The following is a 20,634-nucleotide window of genomic DNA, read 5'->3' on the forward strand; positions in this document are numbered from 1 at the left end:
AACGAGCCGCTCACCCGTACAGGCGACGGGCCGACGGCGTGGACCGCGGGGCGGCGCCAGGTGTGGTGTACGCGAAGTTCAGCACCGTGCGCCGCGCTTCGGGCCGGGTCAGCGGGGTGACCCGGTGCGCGGTGGTGTCGCTCCGCAGCAGGTAGGCGTCGCCGGCGCGGTGGTGCGCGGTGCGCCGCGCGGACGCGGAACCGGCGGTGAGGTCCCGTAGGGAGGCGGCGTCGGGGACGTACTCCAACAGGCCGCCCTCCTCCGGCGTATCGGGCGCCTCCAGGAACATCACGAGGGCGTAGGGGTAGTCGTCGGTGTGCGCGCCATGGGTGTCGCCCTCGCGGTGGAGGATGTTCAGCACGTGCCGCTCCACCGGGTCCGACACCGGAAGCGCCGTCTCCCCGATGAGCCCGGAGAGGAACGTCAGCAGCTCCGTGTCGGCGTACAGCTCGGGGACGAGACGCGACATCTCGGCGATGACCTGGCCGCCCAGGGTCGTCATGCGCCGGGGCGAGCCGCCCATGCACTCCATCTCGAAGTCCCGCCGCCGCGCCGCCCGTTCGAGCCGCCCCACCTCCTCGCGCAGCTCGGCCAGGCCGGCCGCGGTCAGCAGACCGGGCAGCGGCAGATACCCCTCCGACCGGAGGTGGCGGGCGGCGGGGGCGTCGCCCGCCGGGTGAGGGCCGCCGAGCGATCCATTGGTTACGGAAAGTAGCGTCACGAGTGTGCAGGGTAGCGGTGACGTGATCTTCAGTCTCACTCCCACTACCAGAGCCCCAGGTCGGGGACCTGGGGCTCTGCCCATCCTGCGCCGATGACCGGCCCTGCCGGGATGTCAGGGCTTGATGCGGACGACCTGCGGGTCGTGGTCGGAGGCCTGGGTGGCGAATTCGCTGTTGATGTGGACGACGTCGTAGTGGGTGTGCTGGGGCTTCAGGGCGGGGCTGACCAGGATGTGGTCGAGGACCTGGGAGTTGCCCTGGTAGACGTAGGAGTAGCGCTCGGACTCGGGGAGTTCGTTGACCAGGTCGCGCAGGACGCCGTCCTGGGTGAGGGTCTGGAGCGCGGGGGAGAACTGGTAGTCGTTGAAGTCGCCGAGGGAGACCACCCGGGCGCGCGGGTCGGCGGCCAGGAGCTTGGCGACGAAGGCCTGTTCGGCCGCGGCCTGCTTGGCGCGCTGGGTCTCGGAGCTGCGGGTCGGGGCCTGGAAGCGGCTGTCGAGGCCCTGGTCGCCGCCCTTGCTGTTGAAGTGGTTGGCGATCACGAAGACCGGCTTGTTGTGGAACTTGAACTGGCCGACCAGCGGCTTGCGGCTGCTGTTCCAGGCCTCGTTGCCCGGGTCGATCCGGCCCGGGGACGCGGTCAGCGAGGTGCGGTTGCCGGTGCCGGTCACGTCCACGGGGGTGGTGGCGTCGCCGCCGGGGATGTCGGTGAAGGAGACGCGGGCCGGGTTGAAGAGGAAGACCTGGCGGATGTTGCCGCCGGGCTCGCCGCCGTCCTTGCCGTCCACCGGGTCGACGGAGCGCCAGTCGTACGCCGGGCCGCCGGCCGCCTTGATCGCCTCGACGAACTTGGCGACGGTGGCGTCGGACGAGACCGTGCCGTCGTTGACCGGGCCGTTGTCGTCCTGGATCTCCTCCAGGGCCAGGATGTCGGGCGAGCGCAGGTTGGTGACCACGCCGGCCGCCAGCTCGGCGAACTTCGTGTCCGGGTCGCCCGGGTCGAGGTTCTCGACGTTGTACGTGCCGATCTTCAGCTCGCTCGGCAGGCCGGAGGCGGTGACCTCCCGCTGCAGCCCGCCGGACTCGACGCCGCCGATGCGGGTGGCCGCGACGGAGTAGCCGCCGAACGAGGTGTAGTCCAGCGGGCCGCCGGTGGCGCCGGTGAGCCGGTCGCCGACGTCGGCGACCGGGAAGTCGGCTGCCGCTCCGAGCGACTGGACCATGAGGCGGCCGGAGTTGGGCCGGTCATAGCCGAGGTAGACGACGCCGCCGCGGGACGAGCGCGGGTCCTGCTCGCGGGCGTCCACCCACAGCTCGTGGTACTCGTTGCTGGCCTGGGTCACCGGTACGTCGGCGACCTGGACGTCCATGCCCTCGAGGGACTCGTACAGGTCGAGCGCGTACGTTCCGGGGCGCAGCGGCAGGGACTCGATCGAGCCGCCCGCCGCCTCGGGGGCGTACGCGGCGGGGATGTTCGTGCCGTCGAGGACGACCGGCGCGGGCACCGGGTTGCCCGAGGAAACCACGGTGACCTTGGGGCCGGTCAGCTCGGTGACGGACTGCGAACCGCCCGAGCTGTTCGGGTAGTACTCGCTGACCTTGGCGGTGACGAGCACCGCGTCGCCGACCTTGACGGCGGGGGCGGCGCTGCCGGTGAAGACGAACACGCCCTCGCTGGTGGCCGGGTCGGCGTCCGCGTCGGGGTCCTGCATCCAGAAGCCCTTGGAGCCGTACGTCCGCACGCCGGTGACGGTGCCGGGGACGCCCGTGACCGTCTTGCCGGCCAGCGGCGAGAGGCGGGTGGCGCCCTGGATGTCGTGGATCCGCACCGTACCGGGCTCGGTCGGGCCGCCGCCGGAGCCGTCGCCGCCACCGCCGGGGGTGGACTCGCCCTTGCCGTTGACGGGGGTGGGCGCGCCGGCCTGGAGGTCGGCGGCGTTGTCGTCGGTGTCGGCGAGGGACGCGGCGCGGGCCACCGAGGCGGTGTTGGAGGCGCCCGGGGCGGCGGCGGAGCCCTCGTGGACCACGGCGGTGCCGAAGCCCACCAGGTCGACGACCCGGGGGTCGGCGGCGCAGTCCGCGGCGGTCTTGCAGGTCAGCGCGTCGGTGCCGTTGACCAGCGCGATGGTGCCCGTGGTGGCGGACAGGGCCAGGTTGCCGGCGGCGTCGGCGGCCGGCAGCTCCACGGTGCCGCCGGCGCCGGGCGCCTCGGCGACCAGGTAGCGGCCGCCGGGGGCCACGGAACCGGTCAGCGGAGTGACGCCCCACTTGCTGGTGGCGCTCGGGTTGCCCGGCAGGTACTGCACGCTGTAGCCGGCCAGGCCGAAGGCGGCCGCGGACGGGTTGGCGAGCTCGATGAAGTCGTTCTTCAGCGTCGCGCCGGAGTTGCCGCCACCGCCGTACACCTCCGCGATGACCGCGCCCGTCGACGGGGCGGCGAGGGCGCCGGGCAGCGGGACGAGCACCAGGGACGCGGTGACCGCGGCAGGCAGGGCGGCACGCAGCAGCAGGCGGGGGGAGCGGCGGCGAGTGGATATGGGGCTGGGGCTGGGCACCGTTGCGGAGCTCCTTCGTGACGGGACGGGGCCGACCCCGTCGCCGCGCCGGCGCGGCAACCGGGGTCGCTGAGGGTCCATGAGGGGTCGTCAAAGTGGCGGCGGAGGGAGCCTTCGGGCGTCTCACGCGGATCCAGGGGCGAAGATACGCGCGTAGAACATGGCGTAACAAGGCTTCGGACGTGAACTTACGAGGACGGGCGCGAGCGCGGTACGAGGACGGGCTCGAACTTGTACGGGTCGGGCGCGGCCTATACGAGCGCGGGCCCGGGCCGTACGCAGACGGGCTCGGGCGCGCTACGAGGCCGAGCCCGACCCGTACAAGTTCGAGCCCGGGCTATACGAGGAGGAACGCGGCCGCGGTGGACGCGCCGAGCGAGGCGCCGGCCACGGTCTGGGCCACCGTGTGGTACGTCAGTGCGACCCGGGACCAGCAGACGGCGGCCGTGAGCGCGTAGGCGATCAGCCACCAGGGCGAGTGCACGGCGGCGAGCAGGGCCACCACCGCCGAGGCGACGGCGGCGTCGACCGAGATCTTCCAGACGGTGTTCACCGCGAGCAGCCCGATCGTCATCACCCACAGGGCGAGCATCGCGACCAGGATGGCCGTGGGCGCCCCGCCCAGGAGCATGACCACCGAACCGGTGCCGATGGAGCCGAGGATGACGAAGAAGATGGGCGCCCGCTGGGTGCGGTCGACGACGTGGCGGTCGCCCCAGGTGCCGCGCTTGCGCTCCCATTCGATGTAGCGGGCCGGGATCAGCCCGGCGCACAGGGCGCCGAGCAGCCCCCACAGCAGGCCGGTCCAGTGACCGGACGCGGCGGCGAGGCCGATCCCGAGCATGCCCGCGAGCAGGACGTTGCGGGGCTGGAGGACGTCGGTGACGACGCGGGCGGTCCGGTTCACGCGCCGGCCTCCAGACCGGACGACGCCAGACCGGAACCCGTACCGGACTCCGGACCCGTACCGGACCCCGGGCCCGTACCGGACTCCGGAGCCGTACCGGACTCCGGACCCGCCCCGAGGCCGGTCCGCAGGACGGCGCGGGCCCGCTGCTCCGGGATGCCCTTGTACGCGGCGGCCACCCGTACCAGCCAGGCGACCTCGCCGTCCTGGTCGGTGGCGGGCTTGGTCTCGAAGGCGGCGGCCTTCCCGGCGGGCGCGCCCTCCGCCTTGGCGGCCAGGGCCGCCTTGATCCAGTAGGCGTCGGCGAGCGAGCCGGCCCTGCCGGGGTCCGCGGCCTCGGCCTCGGCGGCCTCCTTGGCGGCGGTGAGCAGGCCGTCGGGGACGTAGTGCCGCAGCTTCTCGACGGCGTCCGCGATGTCGGCCGCCCAGCGGTCGACGCGCAGGTCCGCGGGGGTGCCGAAGCGGGTCAGCTCGCGGGCGAGCGAGGCGGGCGGGGCGAAGGGCTGGTCGGGGAAGGCCGTCATCAGCTCGCGCCAGAGCGGATGCAGATCCGCCTGCGCCCGCCACAACCGGGCCCGCCGCCAGCCCTTGCTGAAGGCGGGGATGGAGGCGCCGAGCGCGAAGAAGGCGAAGAGGACCACCTGGGCGGCCTCGGTGATCTCGTCGAAGGCCAGCGCGAAGCCCTCGCTGGGCCGGTCGGCCACGCTGATCCACAGGAACAGGGTGCGGCTGAGGGTGTAGCCGACGCCGATGAACATCGCGAAGGTCATCATGCCGAGGCCCACCCGGAGGTGGAGCGCCTTGGCGTCGGCCGTGGCCAGGGCCCACTGATAGGCGCAGACGGCGGACGCGGCGCCCAAGTACAGGTAGAAGACGCTCATGTAGAGCGTGGCGCCCCACTGGCCGGCGTGTTCGGCCACGAACCGGTCCGCGGGGACGGAGCGGTCCACCACCGTGAAGAAGAGCACGGTGAGGAGGATCAGGGTGGCCACGGAGGCCTTGGCCGCCACCCGCTGGACGATCCGGGCGAAGCGCACGTGGCGCGGGATCTCCCCGTCTGCCGGGAAGTGGCCGTAGATGGCGACGATGTAGCTGAGGATCGCCAGGATGGCGATGGTGGACGTGTAGTGCTTGATCAGCACCGCGAGGTCCACGACGGAGCTGTTGTTGAGGCCTATTCGGACCACTTGGGTCTTGGTCCACAGGGCGACGGCGAAGCCCGCGTAGCAGCCCCACAGGGCGCGGCGGCGCTTGTCCTCCTCGTCACCCCAGAGCGCGGCGGGCATGCGCCACAGGGCGACGGCGGTCATCAGACCGGCGACGAGGTAGCCGGCGAGGTCGAGTCCGGTCACGTGGGTTCCTCGGGGTCTTCTACGGGAGGGTGGGGGGGGTGACTGCCGCGATGGCGCTACGAGCGGCGGAAGAGCGTGTCGCGCAGGAACGAGCCGCTGAAGAACGCACGGCGCCGGTGCGCGACGGGCCGGGAGAGCGAGTTGGCGAGCCGTCCGACCATGTCGTCGCTGGTCACGTCTCTGGCCATGCGCGGGATGAGGGAGGCGCCGAACTCGGCGACCCGCTCGTCGTGGGTGTCGTACTGGGCGCGGGCCTGGACCGTGTCGGAGGAGAGCACCCGCTTGATCAGCGAGGTGTCGAACACCGGGAGCAGCGCCCGCAATTGGTCCGCGTCGAGGCTGGTGCCGTGGTCGAACCACTCGTGGCAGAGCTCGTGCAGGATCACGTGCTGGGTCTGGTACGCGGTGGGGCGGCGCCGGTAGAGCACGTAACTGGTCGTGCCGGACTTCAGCCGCAGACCGCAGGCCGCGTTGACGCGGGCCAGGCGTTCGGGCAGCTCCTGGAGGACGATGGTCCGGCCGCGGGCCGCCTCCATGTTGGCCACCAGGCCGTCGATGGTGAAGGGGGCCGGTATGGGCAGGTCGGCCAGTCCAGCTTCACACTCTTTGCGCAGTTCGCGCAGGGACATGGGGGCCTCTTGGTCGTCGTCACGCGTGTGTGACATGCGCTCGACGATTTTAGCCAATGCCGATCGCACACACGAAAGACGCGTCCGCCGGTGCCCGGGTTCCCCGCCCTACGCCAGGTCGTCCGCCGCGCCGTCGGGCTGCTGCTTGGCCTTGGTGTCCGCGAGCAGCGACAGCGCGAACTCCAGGAGCTCCGCCGGCAGCCCGTCGTCGTCGACCCCCCGGCCCGCGACGCCGCTGATCTCGCCGGTGCGGCGCTTGGCGAGGAACTGGAGCCCGGCGACCACGTCGCCCACGACCTCCGACTCCTCCTTGAAGAACCGCCAGTCCACGCCGAAGCCAAGGCCGAGCGCCTTGAGGATCTCCTCGGAGGGCTGGGTGACCTTGCCGGCCAGGATGTTCGAGAAGTAGCTGTGGGAGAGGGCGCCGCCGCGCTCCCTGACCAGCTCGGCGAAGGTCCGTCCGGACACCTTCTGGCCGGGGAAGGTCTTCTCCAGCATGTACTCGACCTTCTGCTGCAGCGATTGCAGTTCGGGCGCGCGTTCTCCGCCGATGTCCATCCTGTTTACCCACTGTTCGCATCACGCACCGGCGCATGTGCCGGGCTTGCGTAAACACTCTACGTCACTGTTAACTACAAAAAACACGGCCAGGGGACCACAGGGGAGTCCCCTGGCCGTGTGAACCACCCTGCGCGGACCCGCACTTACAGGCGTAGCCCTTCGCGACGGGGGATGCACGAAGGGCTACCCGTGCAGTATGCCAGCCCGTCAGGAGCCGCTCCACAGGGCGCATCTGGGGGCGGCGGCCTTCCCCCGGCCCGCGGCCGCACCTGGACCGAGCGCCTTCCGGCCGAGGGAAAGTAGTCCTGTGCACCATCGAACCCACCTGGACCGCAGGGCCCACGGCGCCCACCGGGCCCCGGCGGCGCTGGCCGCCCTGGTCGTTCTCGTCGGCTCGCTCACCGCCTGCGGTTCGGGCGTCGGTCCCGAGCGCTGTGTGCCGGAGGCGTCGAGTACGGCGGGGGCCGCCGAACTCGTCGGGAGTTACGACGGGTCCCTGGAGGCCGAGGGCGTCCGCCTCACCCTCGCCGGCACGGCCGGGGCGGGGCAGGGCGGCACCATGACGGCGGAGAACTGGCCCACCGGCTCCTTCTCTCGATCGGCATCGACGGCGAGCGGACCTTCGTCTACGACGACGTCGACCCCGACGTCTGCCCGGACTTCCGACTGCGGCTCCGGACCCCGCCGAACTGACCCGACAGAACTGATCCCGCAGAACTGACCCGGCAGAACTGACCCTCCGTCGGAGCAGCGCCGCGCCTAGGATGGGCGCATGGCCCTGATCGCGAGTGACGTGGACCGGTTCGAGGCGGCGCGGCCGCGGTTGGAGGCCATCGCGTACCGGCTGCTCGGGTCGTCGGGCGAGGCCGAGGACGCCGTACAGGAGACGTTCCTGCGGTGGCAGGCGGCCGAGGTCGGGCGGATCGAGGTGCCCGAGGCGTGGTGGACGAAGGTGCTCACCAACTACTGCCTCAACCAGCTGACTTCGGCGCGCGCCCGGCGCGAGACGTACGTCGGGCAGTGGCTGCCCGAGCCGCTGCTCGCCGGCGACCCGATGCTCGGGCCGGCCGACACGGCCGAGCAGCGCGAGTCGGTGTCGTACGCCGTGCTCGTCCTCATGGAGCGGCTGTCGCCGGGCGAGCGGGCCGTGTACGTGCTGCGGGAGGCCTTCGACCACTCGCACCGGGAGATCGCCGAGATCCTCGACATCAGCGAGGCCGCGAGCCAGCAGACGTACCACCGGGCGAAGAAGCACATCGCGGACGGCCGGGCGCGCACCGAGATCGACGAGGCCGCGGCCCGGCGGATCGTGGAGGAGTTCCTGGCGGCGGCGACCAGCGGCCGCACCGAGCCCCTGCTGCGACTGCTCACCCAGGACGCGATCTCAGTCGGCGACGGCGGCGGCAAGGTGCCGGCGCGGGCGAAGGCGTTCGAGGGCGCGGTCGCGGTGGCCACCTTCCTGCGCGGTCTGTTCAAGGGGGGCCCGGCCCAGCGGGCCATCGTCGGCGGAACGTCCGAGATCTACGCCATCACCGCCAACGGCGGGCCGGCCGTCCTGGCGGTCGTGGACGGGCGGGTCGTCGGGCTCCTCTGCCTGGAGGTCGCCGCGGACGGGATCGTCGCGGTGCGCAGCCAGGTCAACCCCGACAAGCTGGTCCGCGCGACGGAGCGCTGGGCGGCGGAGGGGCACGGCGAGGCGCCGCTCCACACCCTCTGACCCCACCCACCATCAATGTGACACGGGTCACATCCGAATCCTGTCAGGAAACGCGGGGCTGCCCGGTTCAAGGGGCGACACCACGCCGGACCACGGCGGAACCGCCCAGACAGGAGCACGGACATGCAGGTCACGCAGCCCACGCAGCAGCACCGCATCGTCGTTCTCGGCGCCGGCTACACCGGCGCCGTCGCGGCCGGCCGCATCGCCAAGCGGCTGCACCGCGAGGACGTCACCATCACCCTCGTCAACCCGGAGCCCGACTTCGTCGAGCGCGTCCGGCTGCACCAGGTCGCGGCCGGGCAGGACCTGAAGCCGCGGCCGTTCGCCGAGATGTTCGCGGGTACGGGCGTCCAGCTGCGGCTCGGACACGTCACCGCGGTGGACGTGGACCGGAAGACGGTCTCCGTCGCCGGTACGGACGGCCAGGGCGACGGGCGGCCGGCGGAGCTGCCGTACGACACCCTCGTCTACGCCCTCGGCAGCGGCTGGAACGACGGCGGTGTCCCCGGCGCCGCAACCCACGCCCACGAGGTCGCCGGCCGCCCCGGCGCGCTCCGGCTCCGCGAGCGCCTGGCCGCGCTCGGCGCCGGCCGGACCGTGGTCGTCGTCGGCGGCGGCCTGACCGGCCTGGAGGCCGCGACCGAGATCGCCGAGGCCCGCCCCGACCTCGACGTCGCCCTGGCCGCCCGCGGCGTCCTCGGCGACTGGCTCTCCGCCAAGGGCCGCGCCCACCTGCGGAAGGTGGTCGACGGGCTCGGCATCACCGTCCACGAGCACGCGGCCGTCGCCGAGGTGACCGCCGACCGGGTGATCACGGCCGACGGCACCGCCGTCCCCGCCGACGTCACCGTCTGGACCACCGGCTTCGCCGTCCGCCCGATCGCCGAGGCCACCGCCCTTCAGCTCACCGACCGCGGCCAGATCGTCGTCGACGGGACCATGCGCTCGGTGTCCCACCCGGACGTGTACGCGGTGGGCGACGCGGCCATGGCCATCGGCCCGAACGGCAAGCCGCTGCGCATGTCCTGCGCCTCGGGCGTCCCCATGGCCTGGCAGGCCGCCGACGCCATCGCCGCCCGCCTGTCGGGCACCAAGGTCCCGCGGGTCGCCATCCGCTACTTCCAGCAGTGCGTCTCCCTCGGCCGCAAGGAGGGCCTGATCCAGTTCGTCACCGCCGACGACCGCGCCGTCGACCGCGCCCTCACCGGCCGCGTCGCCGCCCTCTACAAGGAGCTGATCTGCAAGGGCGCCGCCTGGGGCGTCGCCAACCCCACCGCCGGCCTCCCGACCCGCCGCCGCCACGTCGTACACCAGGGCGTCCCGGCTCTGGCGACGGCGACGGCAACGGCGACGGCCTGAGGAGCGGCGCGGGGGCAGAGTGACAACTGACTCGGACTCAGCGGCGAACGGGGCGGCGCAGATGGCGCGAGGCGGCCAGGCAGGAGGACAGCCAGGTCGCCTCCGCCTGGTCGACGATCAGGTCGCCGACGGTGATCACGCCCTCCATGACACCGCCGACCCGTATCGAGTGGTCGCCGACGCGATACATCTGCCAGTCCATGTCGCTGTGCCAGAGCCGGCCGCTCTTGTCCCCGTGACTCTGGGCGAAGACGAGTTCCTCGCCGTGCTCGTTGAGGAAGTAGCCCACGTAGTCCTCGTCGGCGATGGTGCCGCCGCAGAGTCGGGCCAGCTGTTGGTTGATCGTCATGCCGGTGGCTCCTCGCTCCTGCCCCGATTCCGGTCCCGGTCCCGGTCCCGGTCCCGGCTCCGGTCCCGGCTCTGGGCCTGGCTCTGGTCCTGGTCCTGGCGGGCCGAGGCGAGGGCCAGCATCCGGGCCGCGGAGTCCAACAGGGTCTCGTACGTGATCACTTCGACGCGCGATGCGTGTGCGTTGTACGTGCGCAAGGTCTCCGCGATCTCGCGGCGGGTGACGGCCCCGGTCACGTACTTCGGATGCCCGATGACCACCGTGGCCGACGCCCTGCGGGTGTCGACGCCGTGCTGCGCAAGGATGTCCGCGCGATTCTCGTCCATGACGCGGAGGTAGTTCTGCGCCTGGGAAACGGCGTGGTGCGCGGAGGCGCCCAACATGAGGTGGCCGCTGCGGCGGATGACCAGGTCCGTGATGCGGGCGCGCTTGAGTTCCACGACGTGCAGGGAGCCGTCGCCGCGCAACAGCGGTATGTCGAGGATGGTGTCCGGGGTGTACTGGCGGCGCGCAAGCTCGGTGACGTACGCACCGCCGAAGATCCACTCCTGGTTCTTGAGGCGCGTATGGAGGGCGTGCTCGGAGCTGTCCGGATCGTCCACGACCGCCCGAAGCGCCTCGAGTCCGGCCTGCCGGGCCCTGAGCTCCAGCAACTGGGCCAGCAGCCCCGCGTCGGCGTCCGCCAGGAAGCCACCCACCATCCGCGCCGCCTCGGTGGAGGCCGACCGCCGCAGATTCCTGAGGACGAGTTCCATGCGTCCGAGCTCCACGAGCTGACCGCTCTCCTCCGCGGAAAGCCGGACCCCGCCCTCCCCGTCCCCGACGGCCACGTGCTCCGACGACAGGGCCACCCCACGGAACAGCTCCCGTGCGTCCGCGGCCGTGGCCTCCGGATCGGAGCGGCACAGCTCGTCCAGCACGGCGACCGCCCGCTCGGCTCCGAGGCCGATCATCCGCCGCGCGTACGCCTCGCTGCGCGCCCGTGCCTTCTCGTCGTACTTGGCGGCCAGCACCCGTAAGTACATCGTCCCGCCCGCGTACGCAGCGAAGTCCTGAAACCGCTGCGCCAGCCCGAAATCACCGCACAGCACCGCCTCCTGTGCCACGTCCTCCAGCGCATCGACCAATGGCCGGCCCTTGCCATAGCCCTGACCCCCGAGCACCGGACCCATGACACGTCGCACCACGTCGATCCGCTCCCGCACGCTGGAATGCGCGCTGAGCTCGTACGCGTCGCTCACCATGTCAAGGAGTGTCAGGCTGGATCGGAAGGTCATACCAGCGACCACGACACCGACTGCCTCCGGCGGGCCGTCCACGTGGACGGCGGAGGACGAGGACCGGCTCCTTGAGATGTACCGAGAGGGAATCACCGATACGAATCGGCTGTCGGTGGCATTCGGGCGGCAGTCGGGTGGGATCCGGTCGCGTCTCATTCGGTTGGGGGTCCTTGAGCCGGGCGTCCGAAGGCACGAGGTCCGGGAATAGAAGAGCCCTGCGGGGTCGCCGGCCTCAGCCGGTCCTCGGCCGGATCAGCCCGCCCACGGCTGCCCTCAGGCTTCCGCCGCCGGCGGGCTCCCTTCCGTATCCGCGCCGTCTTCCGCTCCAGCCCCTGTCTCTCCCGGCTCCTCCCCCAGGAAGTCCTTCACCGCCAGCGCGAAGACGAACGCCAGGGCCAGGGCCACGACCACCAGGCCGGTCGGGTGGGACCAGAGGACGTAGGTGACGACGGTGGCCGCGACCAGGAGCCAGGTGAGGAGGGTGGAGTGGCGGTGGACGAAGGGGCCGACGGGGCCGAGGCGCATGCCCGCGTGGTCGGCGGTGGTGCGGGTGGCCGTGATGCCAGAGCGCCAGAGGCCGCGGACCAGGCGGGCGGCGCGGCCGGGGCCGGAGAGCCAGGCGGCGAGGGCGACGATCAGGCCGATGGCCACGAAGACGCGGATCGAGGTGCGGAGGTAGCGGACCAGGATGTCGTAGACGGAGCCGGCGGCGGCCGCGTTGACGCCGGAGGGGAGGGCGTTGAGGTAGACCGTGCGGAAGACGGTGAGGCCGATGCCGAGGAGCAGGGAGGCCACCGCGAAGCCGAGGGCCGCGGCGATCAGGGTGCGGCGGCGGTGGACGGCGAGGAGGACGCCGCCGGCGACGAAGAGGACGGCGAGGACCGGCAGCCAGAAGCCCATCTTCTGGAGCAGGTTGAAGAGCGTCCGGACCTTGCCGATGTCGTCGGCCTTGACGATGGTGAAGTTGGTGTGGACCTCGGGGATCTTCGCCGCGACGCCCATTCCGGCGTCCACCAGGCGTTGCTTCACCTGCTCCACGATCGGCGCGAGGTCGAGGGTCACGGTGTTCTCGTTGATCTTCACCGCGCCCTGGTCGCTGCCGGTCAGCGCCCGGTCGAGGGAGGTGTGGACGGCCCGGTTGGCGTCCGTCCACACCGTCTCGAAGGCGTCGGAGGCGACGACGTCCTGCGCCTTCTCGTGGACGAAGCTCTTCACCGCGCCTTCCAGCGAATCGCCCAGCTTCCCCAGGGCCTTGGTGAGCCGCGGGCGATCGGCGGGGGCGACGTCCTCGAGGAGGGACTGGAGGTCGATGTGCTCCATGACGGCGTCGGTGACGCGGTTGGCGACCGCCGCCTGGACGTCGGCGTCGGAGGCGAGCGGCGCGACCGTGGCGACGTAACGGTCGGTGTCCCCGATCTCGTCCGCCGTCCACGCCGCCACCAGTCCGAGCGGGGCAAGGACGCAGCCGATGACGATCAGCAGCGCCGCGAAGAACGAGCGGACCCGGTGGTGGGGCGGGCGCGGGGGCGTCGCGGCGGCTGCCTCCAGCGACGCGATGCGAGCCCGCAGCGCCGCGAGTTCGTCCGCGCCGTTCGAGGAGGACCCCTCCGGGGCCGGGGTGTCGGGCGTGCTCATCGGCGTACCGTCTCATCCGTCTTGAGGTCGTCGACCGCGTCGTCGAACTCGTCGAGCTTGTCGGGGCAGTAGACCTGGAGGACGATCCGCTCCGCCTCCACCGCCTTGCTGTCGGCGATGACCGGCCGCATGCCGGGGCCGGTGGCGCCGTTGGAGAGCGCCTGGATCTGGTAGAGGGCGGTCTTCAGGGCGTTGCCGGGTGCCTCGCAGACCTGGCCGCCGTCGGTGCCGAGCAGCCGCTCGGTGGTGTCCTTGTCGGGGGCCGGGTAGCCGGCCTTCACCAGCGCCTCGCTCAGCTGGTCGGCCTTCTTCGAGGTCTCGCCGGTCCGCTTGACGGTGCTGTAGCGGATGAGCCCGGTGACGACCAGGCCGACCAGGATGACGACCGCGCCCGCGTAGATCCACTTGTGCCGGGCGGCGAACTCGGTGGGACTCATGACGCCTCTCCCTCCTACGCTTCCCGTGCTTCCGTCGCGGCGGCCGGCTGCCTCCAGCTCGGCTTGCGGAACTTCAGGAAGGCCCAGGGGATCAACAGCCCCAGGATCACCAGACCGCCGCCGACGATCAGGACGTACGACCAGACGCTGCCGCCGCCGAACTGCGAGGGCGGTACGAAGCCGATGGCGAGCGCCGCGGCGGAGGCGAGCAGTCCGGTCACGCACACCACGCCGATGGCCGGGACGCGATAGCCGCGCGGATGGTCGGGCCGGGTCTTCCGCAGCCGCATGGCCGCCGCGAACATCAGCAGATAGACGATCAGATACACCTGGGTGGTGATGGTCGAGAAGATCCAGTAGACGCTCGACACGTTCGGGATGAGTGCGTACCCGAGGGCGATGACCGAGGTGACGACGCCCTGCGTGACGAGGATGTTCTGCTGGATGCCGTACTTGTTGAGCTTCTGCAGGAACGGCGGCAGATAGCCCTCCTGGCGGGAGATCTCCAGGAGGCCCTTGGACGGCCCGGCGAGCCAGGTCAGCATGCCGGCGAGGGAGGCGGAGATCAGCATCACGGCGGCGATCGGGGTCATCCAGCCCACGCCGAAGTACGCGAAGAAGGCCTGGAACGCCTGCATCACGCCCGCCGTGAGGCTGAGCTTGTCGGCCGGCACGACCCAGCTGATGGCGAGCGCGGGCAGGATGAAGATCAGCAGGACGAGCCCCACCGCCAGGAACATCGACTTCGGGTACTCCTTCGCCGGGTTCTTGAGCGAGGAGACGTGGACCGCGTTCATCTCCATGCCGGAGTAGGAGAGGAAGTTGTTGACGATCAGGACCAGGCTGGCGAGCCCGGTCCACTGCGGCAGCAGATGGTCGGCGGTCATGGGCGCGGCGGACGGGTTGCCCTGCGCCAGGAAGACCATGCCGAGCACGACGAGGATCGTGCCGGGGACGAGCGTGCCGATGACCAGACCCCAACTGGACAGTCCGGCAAGCGTCTTGGTGCCGTGCGAGGACACCCACACACCGGTCCAGTACAGGACCATGATGACGATCGCCGTGTACAGGCCGTTGGCGGCGAGCGACGGATCGATGACGTACGCGATGGTCGACGCCACGAAGGCGAGCAGGCTCGGATAGTAGAAGATCGTCATCGCGAACTGGCACCACACGGCGAGGAAGCCGAGCGGCTTCGACAGGCCCTCCGCGACCCAGCGGTACACGCCGCCGCTCCAGCCCGAGGCGAGCTCGGCGGAGACCAGCGCGGTCGGGAGGAGGAAGACGATCGCCGGTACGAGGTAGAGGAAGACGCACGCGAGGCCGTACACGGCCATGGTGGGCGCGGCCCGGAGGCTGGCCACCGAGGCGGTGGTCATCAGGGCGAGCGTCACCCACGTCATGGTGGGGGTGGCGGGCCTGCGGTCGGCGGCGGCAGGCCGTTGGCTCACCTGGCGCGGCACCTCGGCGGGTACGTCCATGGAACTCATCTGCGCGGCTCCCTCTCCCCGTCCCCCGTGATCGGCGGATCATCCCGATTCTGTGGGGGAGGTGTGGGTTTGTCGCATCGGCAACTACCTCTGGGGGACCTCCGGGGAGACGCTCACTCGCCTGCCGCAGCTCGGCGCGCGGAAGGCCCGGGGCGGCTCTACGATCGACGCCCGCCACCCCGTACCCGTACGCGATCATGTCGTGCATGAATCCCGACGCCCCGACCACGGTCCTGCCCCGCTGCGCGATCCTCGACGACTTCCAGGGCGTCGCCCTCGCCTCCGCCGACTGGAGCCCGCTCGACGGACGGGTCGAGGTCCGCGCGCTGCGCGAGCACATCGACCCGCTCGCCGACCCCGACGGGCTCGTCGTCGCCGTCGAGGACTGCGAGATCCTCGTCGTGATGCGCGAGCGCACCCCGCTCGGCGCCGACCTCCTCGCCCGGCTCCCCCGGCTGCGGCTGATCGTCACCTCGGGCATGCGCAACGCCTCGATCGACCTGGCCGCCGCCCGCGCCCGCGGGATCACCGTCTGCGGCACGGCCAGCGCCTCCGAGCCGCCCACCGAGCTGACCTGGGCGCTCATCCTGGGCCTGGCCCGGCAGGTGCACACGGAGAGCGCCGCGATACGGGCCGGCGGGCCCTGGCAGTCCACCGTCGGCCTCGACCTCGCGGGCCGCACGCTCGGCCTGGTCGGCCTCGGCAAGATCGGCGGCCGGGTGGCCCGGATCGGCCTCGCCTTCGGCATGGACGTAGTCGCCTGGAGCCCGCACCTCGACGACGAGCGGGCCGCCGCGCACGGCGTACGGCGCGCCGCGAGCCTCACCGACCTGCTCGCCGCCGCCGACGTGGCCTCGCTGCACCTGGTGCTCTCCGACCGCACCCGCGGGCTGATCGGCGAGGCGGAACTGCGCGCGATGCGCCCCGACGCGTACCTCGTGAACACCTCGCGCGCCGGGCTCGTCGACGAGGCCGCGCTGCTCCGCGCTCTGCGCGAGGGGTGGATCGCGGGGGCCGGTCTGGACGTGTACGAGACGGAGCCGCTGCCCACCGACGACCCCCTGCGCACCCTGCCGAACGTGCTGGCGCTGCCGCACCTGGGGTATGTGACCCGCGGAAACTACGGCCGCTACTTCGGGCAGGCGGTGGAGGACGTCGAGGCGTGGCTGGCCGGGAAGCCGGTGCGGGAACTGGGGTAGGACGCGCGTCGGCCCCGTACACCAGGCGCGGTGTACGGGGCCGACGAGTGGCGCGTACGAGAACGTACGAGAACGTACGAGAACTCAGGCGGCCGGGGCCGGAACCGCTTCCGGGGCCGGCTTCGGGGCGAGCAGACGCTCCGCGAGGAGCCCGAAGGCGAGCCCGAAGACCGCCCACAGGCCCGCCTGGATGCCGAGGGTCGCGAGCCGGAAGTCCCACAGCACGGCGGCCGGGAAGTCGGCCTGCACCGCGTCCGTGTTGGCGGGCAGGAAGGCGCAGGCGATCGCGACCGCGGCGACGAAGCCGGCGCCCGCGACGACCGTCGCGTTCCAGTTGCCGAGGCGCGGGGCGAGCCGGCGGCCCGCGATGACCGCGGCGATGCCGAGCAGCACGCTCAGCAGGATCATCAGGAAGAACAGCGTGGTGCGCTTCCCGATGGTGTCCGGGTTGCCGACCGCCGGCGGGGTCGCCGGGTACTTGAGGAACGGCACCAGATAGACCGTGGTGAAGGCCGCCGCCGCGACGAGCGCGGCCGTGGCCTTCGCGGTGAACCTGCCGACCCGTCCCAGGACGAAGCAGAACGCGAGCGACGCGATGCCGCCGAGCGCGACCCCGTAGACGAGGACGCCGGTGGCGAGACCCGCCGTGGACTGGAGGTCCCGGCTGACGATCTCCTCCTCGGCGTCCTCGGCGTCGGCCTGGGTGGCCGCGCCGTTCGCGCCGTGATCGTGTGCCGAGGCGGAGTGTTCGGCATGCCCGGCGTGCTCCGCCTTCGCGGCCGCCGCCTCCTCGACCGCGATCGAGGCGTTGACGGACGGCTCACCCGCGACGTACGCGACGCCGAAGGCGAACAGTCCGGCGATCAGGCCCGCGAGCATGCCGCGGAGCAGAAGTCTGCCCACGAGCGAGCCGGAAGGCGCACCCGTGGGTGTGGTGGTGACTGACATGTGCCCGGAAGCCCCTCGGATCAGTGGCAGGGGAAACCGAGCAGGTGACGCCCGTCGTGGACCCACTCGTGCACGTCGCTGCCCGCGAACAGGGAGGTCGCCCCCTGCTCGGCACCGACGAAGTAGAGCGCGACGAGCATCAGGACGCCGGCGAACAGCGCCCACGGCAGCACGGCGCGGACCGGCAGCGAGACCGGAGCGACGGCAGGGGTGGACGTGACGGCGGGCGACGCGATGGCCTCGGCCATGGTGGTACCTCCTCGGGAACTCGCGTCCCATACGGTGGTGCGCGACGACGGTCGTCGGGTCTGACTCACCACCCCGGGGCTCGGGGCGGCTCACAGTGGCGCGACCGTGCCGGACTTGCACCGGACTTCCGTCTCGCCGTCGTCGTTCTGTGGAAATGTCGACTGACCGTACCGCGCCGACCACTCCGCGCCAAGAGCGCATGGTTCCCGGGACGGCGAAGTGAGGGATGAATCACCCATGACCGTACGGGTCTCCCTGATCGCGCCCGCCATGAACGCGGCCCTGCGCGAGGCCAGGTTCGACGACGCGGGGCCGGTGGAGCTGCCGCCGACAGGAGTACATCCGTTGTGCCTCGCGCCGAGGGTACGGGTGGTGAGCTCGCCGTCCGGGCGCTGCCGGGCGACGGCGGAGGCGCTGGGCCTGTCGGACGCGTACGAGGTGGAGCCGGCGCTCGCGGGCTGCGCGATGGGCCGGTGGCGGGGCCGGCGGCTCGACGAACTCACCGCCGAGGAGCCGGAGTCGGTGGCCGCCTGGCTCACCGACCCGGGCGCGGCCCCGCACGGCGGCGAGTCGCTGCGGGAGCTGCGCGCCCGGGTCGCGGAGTGGCTGGAGGGGCTGAAGGGCCTGGGCCAGGGGGAGCGGGACGTGTGGGCCGTCGCCGAGCCGGATGTGATCCGGGCGGCCGTGGCGCACGCGCTCGGCGCGCCGGAGGAGGTCTTCTGGCGGCTCGACGTGCGCCCGTTGTCCCGTACGACGCTGAGCGGGCGCGCCGGACGGTGGAACCTGCAGCTCGGAGCCCCGGTCGGCTGAGCCGCGTCGCCCCGGTCAGCTCAGGCTCGTACGCGCCAGCTCCAGGAACTCCTCGTCCGTCACGCCCAGTTGGCGGGCCTCGGCGACGAGGGCGCGAAGGCGTTCGACGAACTGGGCGCGGTCGGGGGCCTGGGCGCCGGGGACGATGACGGCACCGCGGCCGCGGCGCAGTTCGATCAGGCCCTCCTCGCGCAGGCGCTGGTAGCCGCGCAGCACGGTGTGCACGTTGACGCCGAGGGAGTCGGCCAACTCCCGGGCGGCGGGCAGGCGTTCGCCGGGCGCGGCGCTGCCGTCGGCGAGGGCGCCGCGGACGCAGGCGGCGATCTGGTCGCCGAGCGGTACGGCGGAGGCGGGGTCGACCCGGAAGAGCACGGTCAGATCCTCTCACCGGGAGGGGTGTGCGCGCCGGACCCGCTCCCGGATCCCCGCGCGGCGAGGGTGTTGAGCAGCGCCGCCGCGGTCTCGGCGTCGGCGACGGTGACCAGGAACTCGAAGCCGTTGGTGCGGCGTACGGACAGGGCCTCGCCGGAGCGCAGCAGCAGGGCCGAGCGGCGCGGCCGGGTGCGGTAGCCCCAGCCGCCGAACTCGGCGACGGCCCGCACGTCGTGGACGGTGGCCGAGGCGACCTCGTCGAGCGGGATGCGGATCCGGGGGCGGGGGAGCAGCGCGGGGGTGACGGTCAGGCCGCGCCGGTCGACGCCGACCCGGACCCGGGAGAGGGCCACCCCGGGCACGCCGATGACCAGGCCGACCGCGGCGATCAGGGCGTACGGCCAGGGCGTGACAAGGACCGCGGGGAACAGCGCGCCCGCGCCGGCGACCACGAAGACGGCGCCGAACGCGGTGCCGGCCGTCGAGGTGGCGGCGCGCGACCAGCCGGCGAGCTCGTGCGCGCCGAGGTCGAGGCGGGGCGCCCGGACGGGCGGGACCGGGACGACGGGCTCGGGCGGTACGAGGCGGGGCAGGCGGGTGAGGGCCACGCCGGTGAGCCCGGCGAGGGCGCCGATGGCGGCGGCGACGGTGAACACGGCGAGCGGGGTGCTGACCTCGGCCGCGTCGGCGGCGTCGAGGTTGTCGCGGAGCAGCAGGTCGAGCAGGCCGCCGGTGAAGCCGGCGGTGGCCCAGGCGCCCCAGAGCGCGGAGCGGCGGACGAACGCGACCCAGCCGGCGCCGAGCAGGAGGAGCAGGCCGGAGCTGATGGCGGTGTAGGCGGCGAGGCCGGTGAAGCCGTCGGCGCGGCCGCCGTCGATGGCGGAGAAGTGGGTGGCGAGCGGGTCGGGCAGCCGGTCGTGCCAGAGGGCGAGCAGCAGCAGATGGGCGGCGAGTGCGAGGACGAACGGCGCGGCGGCGAGCGCGCGAAGACGGTTCACGAGACCCTCCCTCGGTTCTAGTTGTTAGCACTTTACTAGAACAACTTTCGGGGCACACTCCTCCCCGAGGAGGAGGGGCGAGACCGTCCGGGGAAGGTGTGGGTGGCGACTACTCGCCACACTCATGGGCGGCCGGATCCACGACCACCCGGTCGAGCAGGCCCCGCAGCAGGGCCTGTTCGGTGGCGCTGAGGTCGCCGAAGAGCTCGCGCTCGGCCGCGCTCACCGCCTCGTCGATGCGCTCCAGGGCCTCCCGGCCGGCCGGGGTGATCTCCACGATGTGTCGTCGGCGGTCGGCCGGGTCGCGGCGCCGCTCGCACAGCTCGGCGGACTCCAACTCATTGAGTATCGCGACCAGTTGGCTGGGGTCGACCTCCATCGCGGCGGCCAGTTCGCGCTGACTGGTGGCGCCGGGGGCGAGCCGCATCAGGGTCATGGCGTTGCGCGGGTGCAGGCCGTCGACGGCGAGCGCGGCGCGGATGCGCGCGCCGGTGAGCTCCCCACGGAAGGAGAGGAGGAAGCCGAGGCGGTCGTCGGGGTGCGCATCTGCCATGTCGTCCACCGTAACAGCGGCTCCATTGTGGAGCGACGGGAATCATTGTTACTGTTCAATGGTTTTCGAAGCTGGATCATCGTCCCCGCATCATCGTTGGAGCACCACCATGTTCATCGGTTACGTCGTCGTCGCCGCGCTGCTCGCGCTCGCGTCCACCGCCTCCGCCTTTCTCACCTTCACCCGCAATCCGCAGGTCGTGAGCAGCATGGAGAAGGTGGGCGTGCCGGACTCCTGGCTGCCCTGGCTCGCGACGGCGAAGGCGGCCGGCGCGCTCGGCCTGCTCGTGGGTCTGTTCGTCCCGGCGCTCGGCGCGGCCGCCGCGGTGGGCCTGGCGCTCTACTTCATCGGTGCGGTGACCTCCCACCTGCGCGTGAAGGACTTCAACGTGGCGCCGGTCGTCGTGCTCACGCTGCTCGCGGTGGCCGCGCTGGTGTTGCGCATAGCCTCCGCCTGATCCCCTCCCCCTCCCCACAAGACGAGACGGACCGTCTTGCACGCCCGTCCGG

At 72.2% G+C, this 20,634-nt stretch carries 22 protein-coding genes and 1 riboswitch; of the genes, 6 read left to right on the forward strand and 16 right to left on the reverse strand.

Annotation, left to right across the window (positions count from 1 at the left end; genetic code table 11):
* Positions 1-10 precede the first annotated feature (10 nt).
* The 6 genes from JAO84_RS17070 to JAO84_RS17095 all read right to left on the reverse strand — a co-directional run bounded on the left by JAO84_RS17070 (position 11) and on the right by JAO84_RS17095 (position 6,723).
* Entirely contained in the window at positions 11-721 is a 711-nt protein-coding gene (locus JAO84_RS17070) for a hypothetical protein (RefSeq protein WP_370413661.1), read from the reverse strand.
* Positions 722-835: 114 nt separating this feature from the next.
* Complete coding sequence (locus JAO84_RS17075; protein ID WP_370413662.1) at positions 836-3,277, reverse strand: endonuclease/exonuclease/phosphatase family protein; 2,442 nt, start codon at positions 3,275-3,277, stop codon at positions 836-838.
* 337 nt (positions 3,278-3,614) lie between these two features.
* Entirely contained in the window at positions 3,615-4,121 is a 507-nt protein-coding gene (locus JAO84_RS17080; RefSeq protein ID WP_370416786.1) for a hypothetical protein, read from the reverse strand.
* A gap of 59 nt (positions 4,122-4,180) precedes the next feature.
* Positions 4,181-5,536, reverse strand: a complete 1,356-nt coding sequence (locus JAO84_RS17085) for an MAB_1171c family putative transporter (RefSeq protein WP_370413663.1) — start codon at positions 5,534-5,536, stop codon at positions 4,181-4,183.
* 56 nt (positions 5,537-5,592) lie between these two features.
* Positions 5,593-6,165, reverse strand: coding sequence for a toxin (locus JAO84_RS17090; protein WP_370416787.1), 573 nt, complete (start codon positions 6,163-6,165; stop codon positions 5,593-5,595).
* A 108-nt stretch (positions 6,166-6,273) separates the two neighbouring features.
* On the reverse strand, positions 6,274-6,723 hold the full coding sequence (locus tag JAO84_RS17095; protein WP_265865132.1) for a hypothetical protein: 450 nt from the start codon (positions 6,721-6,723) through the stop codon (positions 6,274-6,276).
* A 310-nt stretch (positions 6,724-7,033) separates the two neighbouring features.
* On the opposite strand from JAO84_RS17095, the gene JAO84_RS17100 reads away from it, so the two are divergent.
* The 3 genes from JAO84_RS17100 (at position 7,034) to JAO84_RS17110 (ending at position 9,805) form a co-directional block, all read left to right on the forward strand.
* Entirely contained in the window at positions 7,034-7,447 is a 414-nt protein-coding gene (locus tag JAO84_RS17100; RefSeq protein ID WP_370413664.1) for a hypothetical protein, read from the forward strand.
* Between the two features lie 51 nt (positions 7,448-7,498).
* On the forward strand, positions 7,499-8,443 hold the full coding sequence (locus tag JAO84_RS17105; protein ID WP_370413665.1) for a sigma-70 family RNA polymerase sigma factor: 945 nt from the start codon (positions 7,499-7,501) through the stop codon (positions 8,441-8,443).
* A gap of 123 nt (positions 8,444-8,566) precedes the next feature.
* Entirely contained in the window at positions 8,567-9,805 is a 1,239-nt protein-coding gene (locus JAO84_RS17110) for an NAD(P)/FAD-dependent oxidoreductase (RefSeq protein WP_370413666.1), read from the forward strand.
* A 37-nt stretch (positions 9,806-9,842) separates the two neighbouring features.
* On the opposite strand, the gene JAO84_RS17115 is transcribed toward JAO84_RS17110, so the two are convergent.
* The 5 genes from JAO84_RS17115 to JAO84_RS17135 all read right to left on the reverse strand — a co-directional run bounded on the left by JAO84_RS17115 (position 9,843) and on the right by JAO84_RS17135 (position 14,996).
* Positions 9,843-10,154: a hypothetical protein gene (locus JAO84_RS17115; protein ID WP_370413667.1), complete on the reverse strand. Its 312-nt coding sequence runs from the start codon at positions 10,152-10,154 to the stop codon at positions 9,843-9,845.
* Complete coding sequence (locus JAO84_RS17120) at positions 10,151-11,398, reverse strand: Shedu anti-phage system protein SduA domain-containing protein (protein ID WP_370413668.1); 1,248 nt, start codon at positions 11,396-11,398, stop codon at positions 10,151-10,153. The genes JAO84_RS17115 and JAO84_RS17120 overlap by 4 nt, the downstream gene beginning before the upstream one ends.
* Positions 11,399-11,707: 309 nt before the next feature.
* Entirely contained in the window at positions 11,708-13,069 is a 1,362-nt protein-coding gene (locus tag JAO84_RS17125) for a hypothetical protein (RefSeq protein ID WP_370413669.1), read from the reverse strand.
* Entirely contained in the window at positions 13,066-13,506 is a 441-nt protein-coding gene (locus JAO84_RS17130; RefSeq protein ID WP_370413670.1) for a hypothetical protein, read from the reverse strand. The genes JAO84_RS17125 and JAO84_RS17130 overlap by 4 nt, the downstream gene beginning before the upstream one ends.
* Before the next feature lie 14 nt (positions 13,507-13,520).
* Positions 13,521-14,996, reverse strand: coding sequence for an APC family permease (locus tag JAO84_RS17135; protein ID WP_370413671.1), 1,476 nt, complete (start codon positions 14,994-14,996; stop codon positions 13,521-13,523).
* Between the two features lie 206 nt (positions 14,997-15,202).
* Between JAO84_RS17135 and JAO84_RS17140 the strand changes: the two genes are divergently transcribed.
* Positions 15,203-16,195, forward strand: a complete 993-nt coding sequence (locus tag JAO84_RS17140) for a D-2-hydroxyacid dehydrogenase family protein (RefSeq protein ID WP_370413672.1) — start codon at positions 15,203-15,205, stop codon at positions 16,193-16,195.
* 84 nt (positions 16,196-16,279) lie between these two features.
* Here JAO84_RS17140 and JAO84_RS17145 read toward each other — a convergent pair whose 3' ends face one another.
* Positions 16,280-17,143 (reverse strand): CbtA family protein, encoded by an 864-nt coding sequence (locus tag JAO84_RS17145; RefSeq protein ID WP_370413673.1) that lies wholly within the window; start codon positions 17,141-17,143, stop codon positions 16,280-16,282.
* Between the two features lie 20 nt (positions 17,144-17,163).
* Complete coding sequence (locus JAO84_RS17150; RefSeq protein WP_370413674.1) at positions 17,164-17,391, reverse strand: CbtB-domain containing protein; 228 nt, start codon at positions 17,389-17,391, stop codon at positions 17,164-17,166.
* A 35-nt stretch (positions 17,392-17,426) separates the two neighbouring features.
* Positions 17,427-17,566, reverse strand: a riboswitch (cobalamin riboswitch).
* Between the two features lie 63 nt (positions 17,567-17,629).
* On the opposite strand from JAO84_RS17150, the gene JAO84_RS17155 reads away from it, so the two are divergent.
* On the forward strand, positions 17,630-18,202 hold the full coding sequence (locus JAO84_RS17155) for a histidine phosphatase family protein (protein WP_370413675.1): 573 nt from the start codon (positions 17,630-17,632) through the stop codon (positions 18,200-18,202).
* Between the two features lie 15 nt (positions 18,203-18,217).
* On the opposite strand, the gene JAO84_RS17160 is transcribed toward JAO84_RS17155, so the two are convergent.
* The 3 genes from JAO84_RS17160 to JAO84_RS17170 all read right to left on the reverse strand — a co-directional run bounded on the left by JAO84_RS17160 (position 18,218) and on the right by JAO84_RS17170 (position 20,125).
* Positions 18,218-18,574: a GntR family transcriptional regulator gene (locus tag JAO84_RS17160; protein ID WP_370413676.1), complete on the reverse strand. Its 357-nt coding sequence runs from the start codon at positions 18,572-18,574 to the stop codon at positions 18,218-18,220.
* Between the two features lie 2 nt (positions 18,575-18,576).
* Positions 18,577-19,572, reverse strand: coding sequence for a hypothetical protein (locus tag JAO84_RS17165; protein WP_370413677.1), 996 nt, complete (start codon positions 19,570-19,572; stop codon positions 18,577-18,579).
* Positions 19,573-19,681: 109 nt separating this feature from the next.
* Positions 19,682-20,125, reverse strand: a complete 444-nt coding sequence (locus JAO84_RS17170) for a MarR family winged helix-turn-helix transcriptional regulator (RefSeq protein ID WP_370413678.1) — start codon at positions 20,123-20,125, stop codon at positions 19,682-19,684.
* 109 nt (positions 20,126-20,234) lie between these two features.
* Between JAO84_RS17170 and JAO84_RS17175 the strand changes: the two genes are divergently transcribed.
* Complete coding sequence (locus JAO84_RS17175; RefSeq protein WP_370413679.1) at positions 20,235-20,582, forward strand: DoxX family protein; 348 nt, start codon at positions 20,235-20,237, stop codon at positions 20,580-20,582.
* Positions 20,583-20,634: the final 52 nt, after the last annotated feature.

Source organism: Streptomyces fradiae (assembly GCF_041270065.1).
GTDB lineage: Bacteria > Actinomycetota > Actinomycetes > Streptomycetales > Streptomycetaceae > Streptomyces.

What these genes read in the sequence shown, in the direction of transcription:
- JAO84_RS17095 (WP_265865132.1), bottom strand. Translation starts at nt 6,723, where the DNA reads ATGGACATCGGCGGAGAACGCGCGCCCGAACTGCAATCGCTGCAGCAG.
- JAO84_RS17145 (WP_370413673.1), bottom strand. Translation starts at nt 17,143, where the DNA reads ATGTCAGTCACCACCACACCCACGGGTGCGCCTTCCGGCTCGCTCGTG.
- JAO84_RS17135 (WP_370413671.1), bottom strand. Translation starts at nt 14,996, where the DNA reads ATGAGTTCCATGGACGTACCCGCCGAGGTGCCGCGCCAGGTGAGCCAA.
- JAO84_RS17105 (WP_370413665.1), top strand. Translation starts at nt 7,499, where the DNA reads ATGGCCCTGATCGCGAGTGACGTGGACCGGTTCGAGGCGGCGCGGCCG.
- JAO84_RS17175 (WP_370413679.1), top strand. Translation starts at nt 20,235, where the DNA reads ATGTTCATCGGTTACGTCGTCGTCGCCGCGCTGCTCGCGCTCGCGTCC.
- JAO84_RS17170 (WP_370413678.1), bottom strand. Translation starts at nt 20,125, where the DNA reads ATGGCAGATGCGCACCCCGACGACCGCCTCGGCTTCCTCCTCTCCTTC.
- JAO84_RS17115 (WP_370413667.1), bottom strand. Translation starts at nt 10,154, where the DNA reads ATGACGATCAACCAACAGCTGGCCCGACTCTGCGGCGGCACCATCGCC.
- JAO84_RS17120 (WP_370413668.1), bottom strand. Translation starts at nt 11,398, where the DNA reads ATGGTGAGCGACGCGTACGAGCTCAGCGCGCATTCCAGCGTGCGGGAG.
- JAO84_RS17140 (WP_370413672.1), top strand. Translation starts at nt 15,203, where the DNA reads ATGAATCCCGACGCCCCGACCACGGTCCTGCCCCGCTGCGCGATCCTC.
- JAO84_RS17130 (WP_370413670.1), bottom strand. Translation starts at nt 13,506, where the DNA reads ATGAGTCCCACCGAGTTCGCCGCCCGGCACAAGTGGATCTACGCGGGC.
- JAO84_RS17155 (WP_370413675.1), top strand. Translation starts at nt 17,630, where the DNA reads ATGACCGTACGGGTCTCCCTGATCGCGCCCGCCATGAACGCGGCCCTG.
- JAO84_RS17110 (WP_370413666.1), top strand. Translation starts at nt 8,567, where the DNA reads ATGCAGGTCACGCAGCCCACGCAGCAGCACCGCATCGTCGTTCTCGGC.
- JAO84_RS17080 (WP_370416786.1), bottom strand. Translation starts at nt 4,121, where the DNA reads ATGCTCGGGATCGGCCTCGCCGCCGCGTCCGGTCACTGGACCGGCCTG.
- JAO84_RS17150 (WP_370413674.1), bottom strand. Translation starts at nt 17,391, where the DNA reads ATGGCCGAGGCCATCGCGTCGCCCGCCGTCACGTCCACCCCTGCCGTC.
- JAO84_RS17090 (WP_370416787.1), bottom strand. Translation starts at nt 6,165, where the DNA reads ATGTCCCTGCGCGAACTGCGCAAAGAGTGTGAAGCTGGACTGGCCGAC.
- JAO84_RS17125 (WP_370413669.1), bottom strand. Translation starts at nt 13,069, where the DNA reads ATGAGCACGCCCGACACCCCGGCCCCGGAGGGGTCCTCCTCGAACGGC.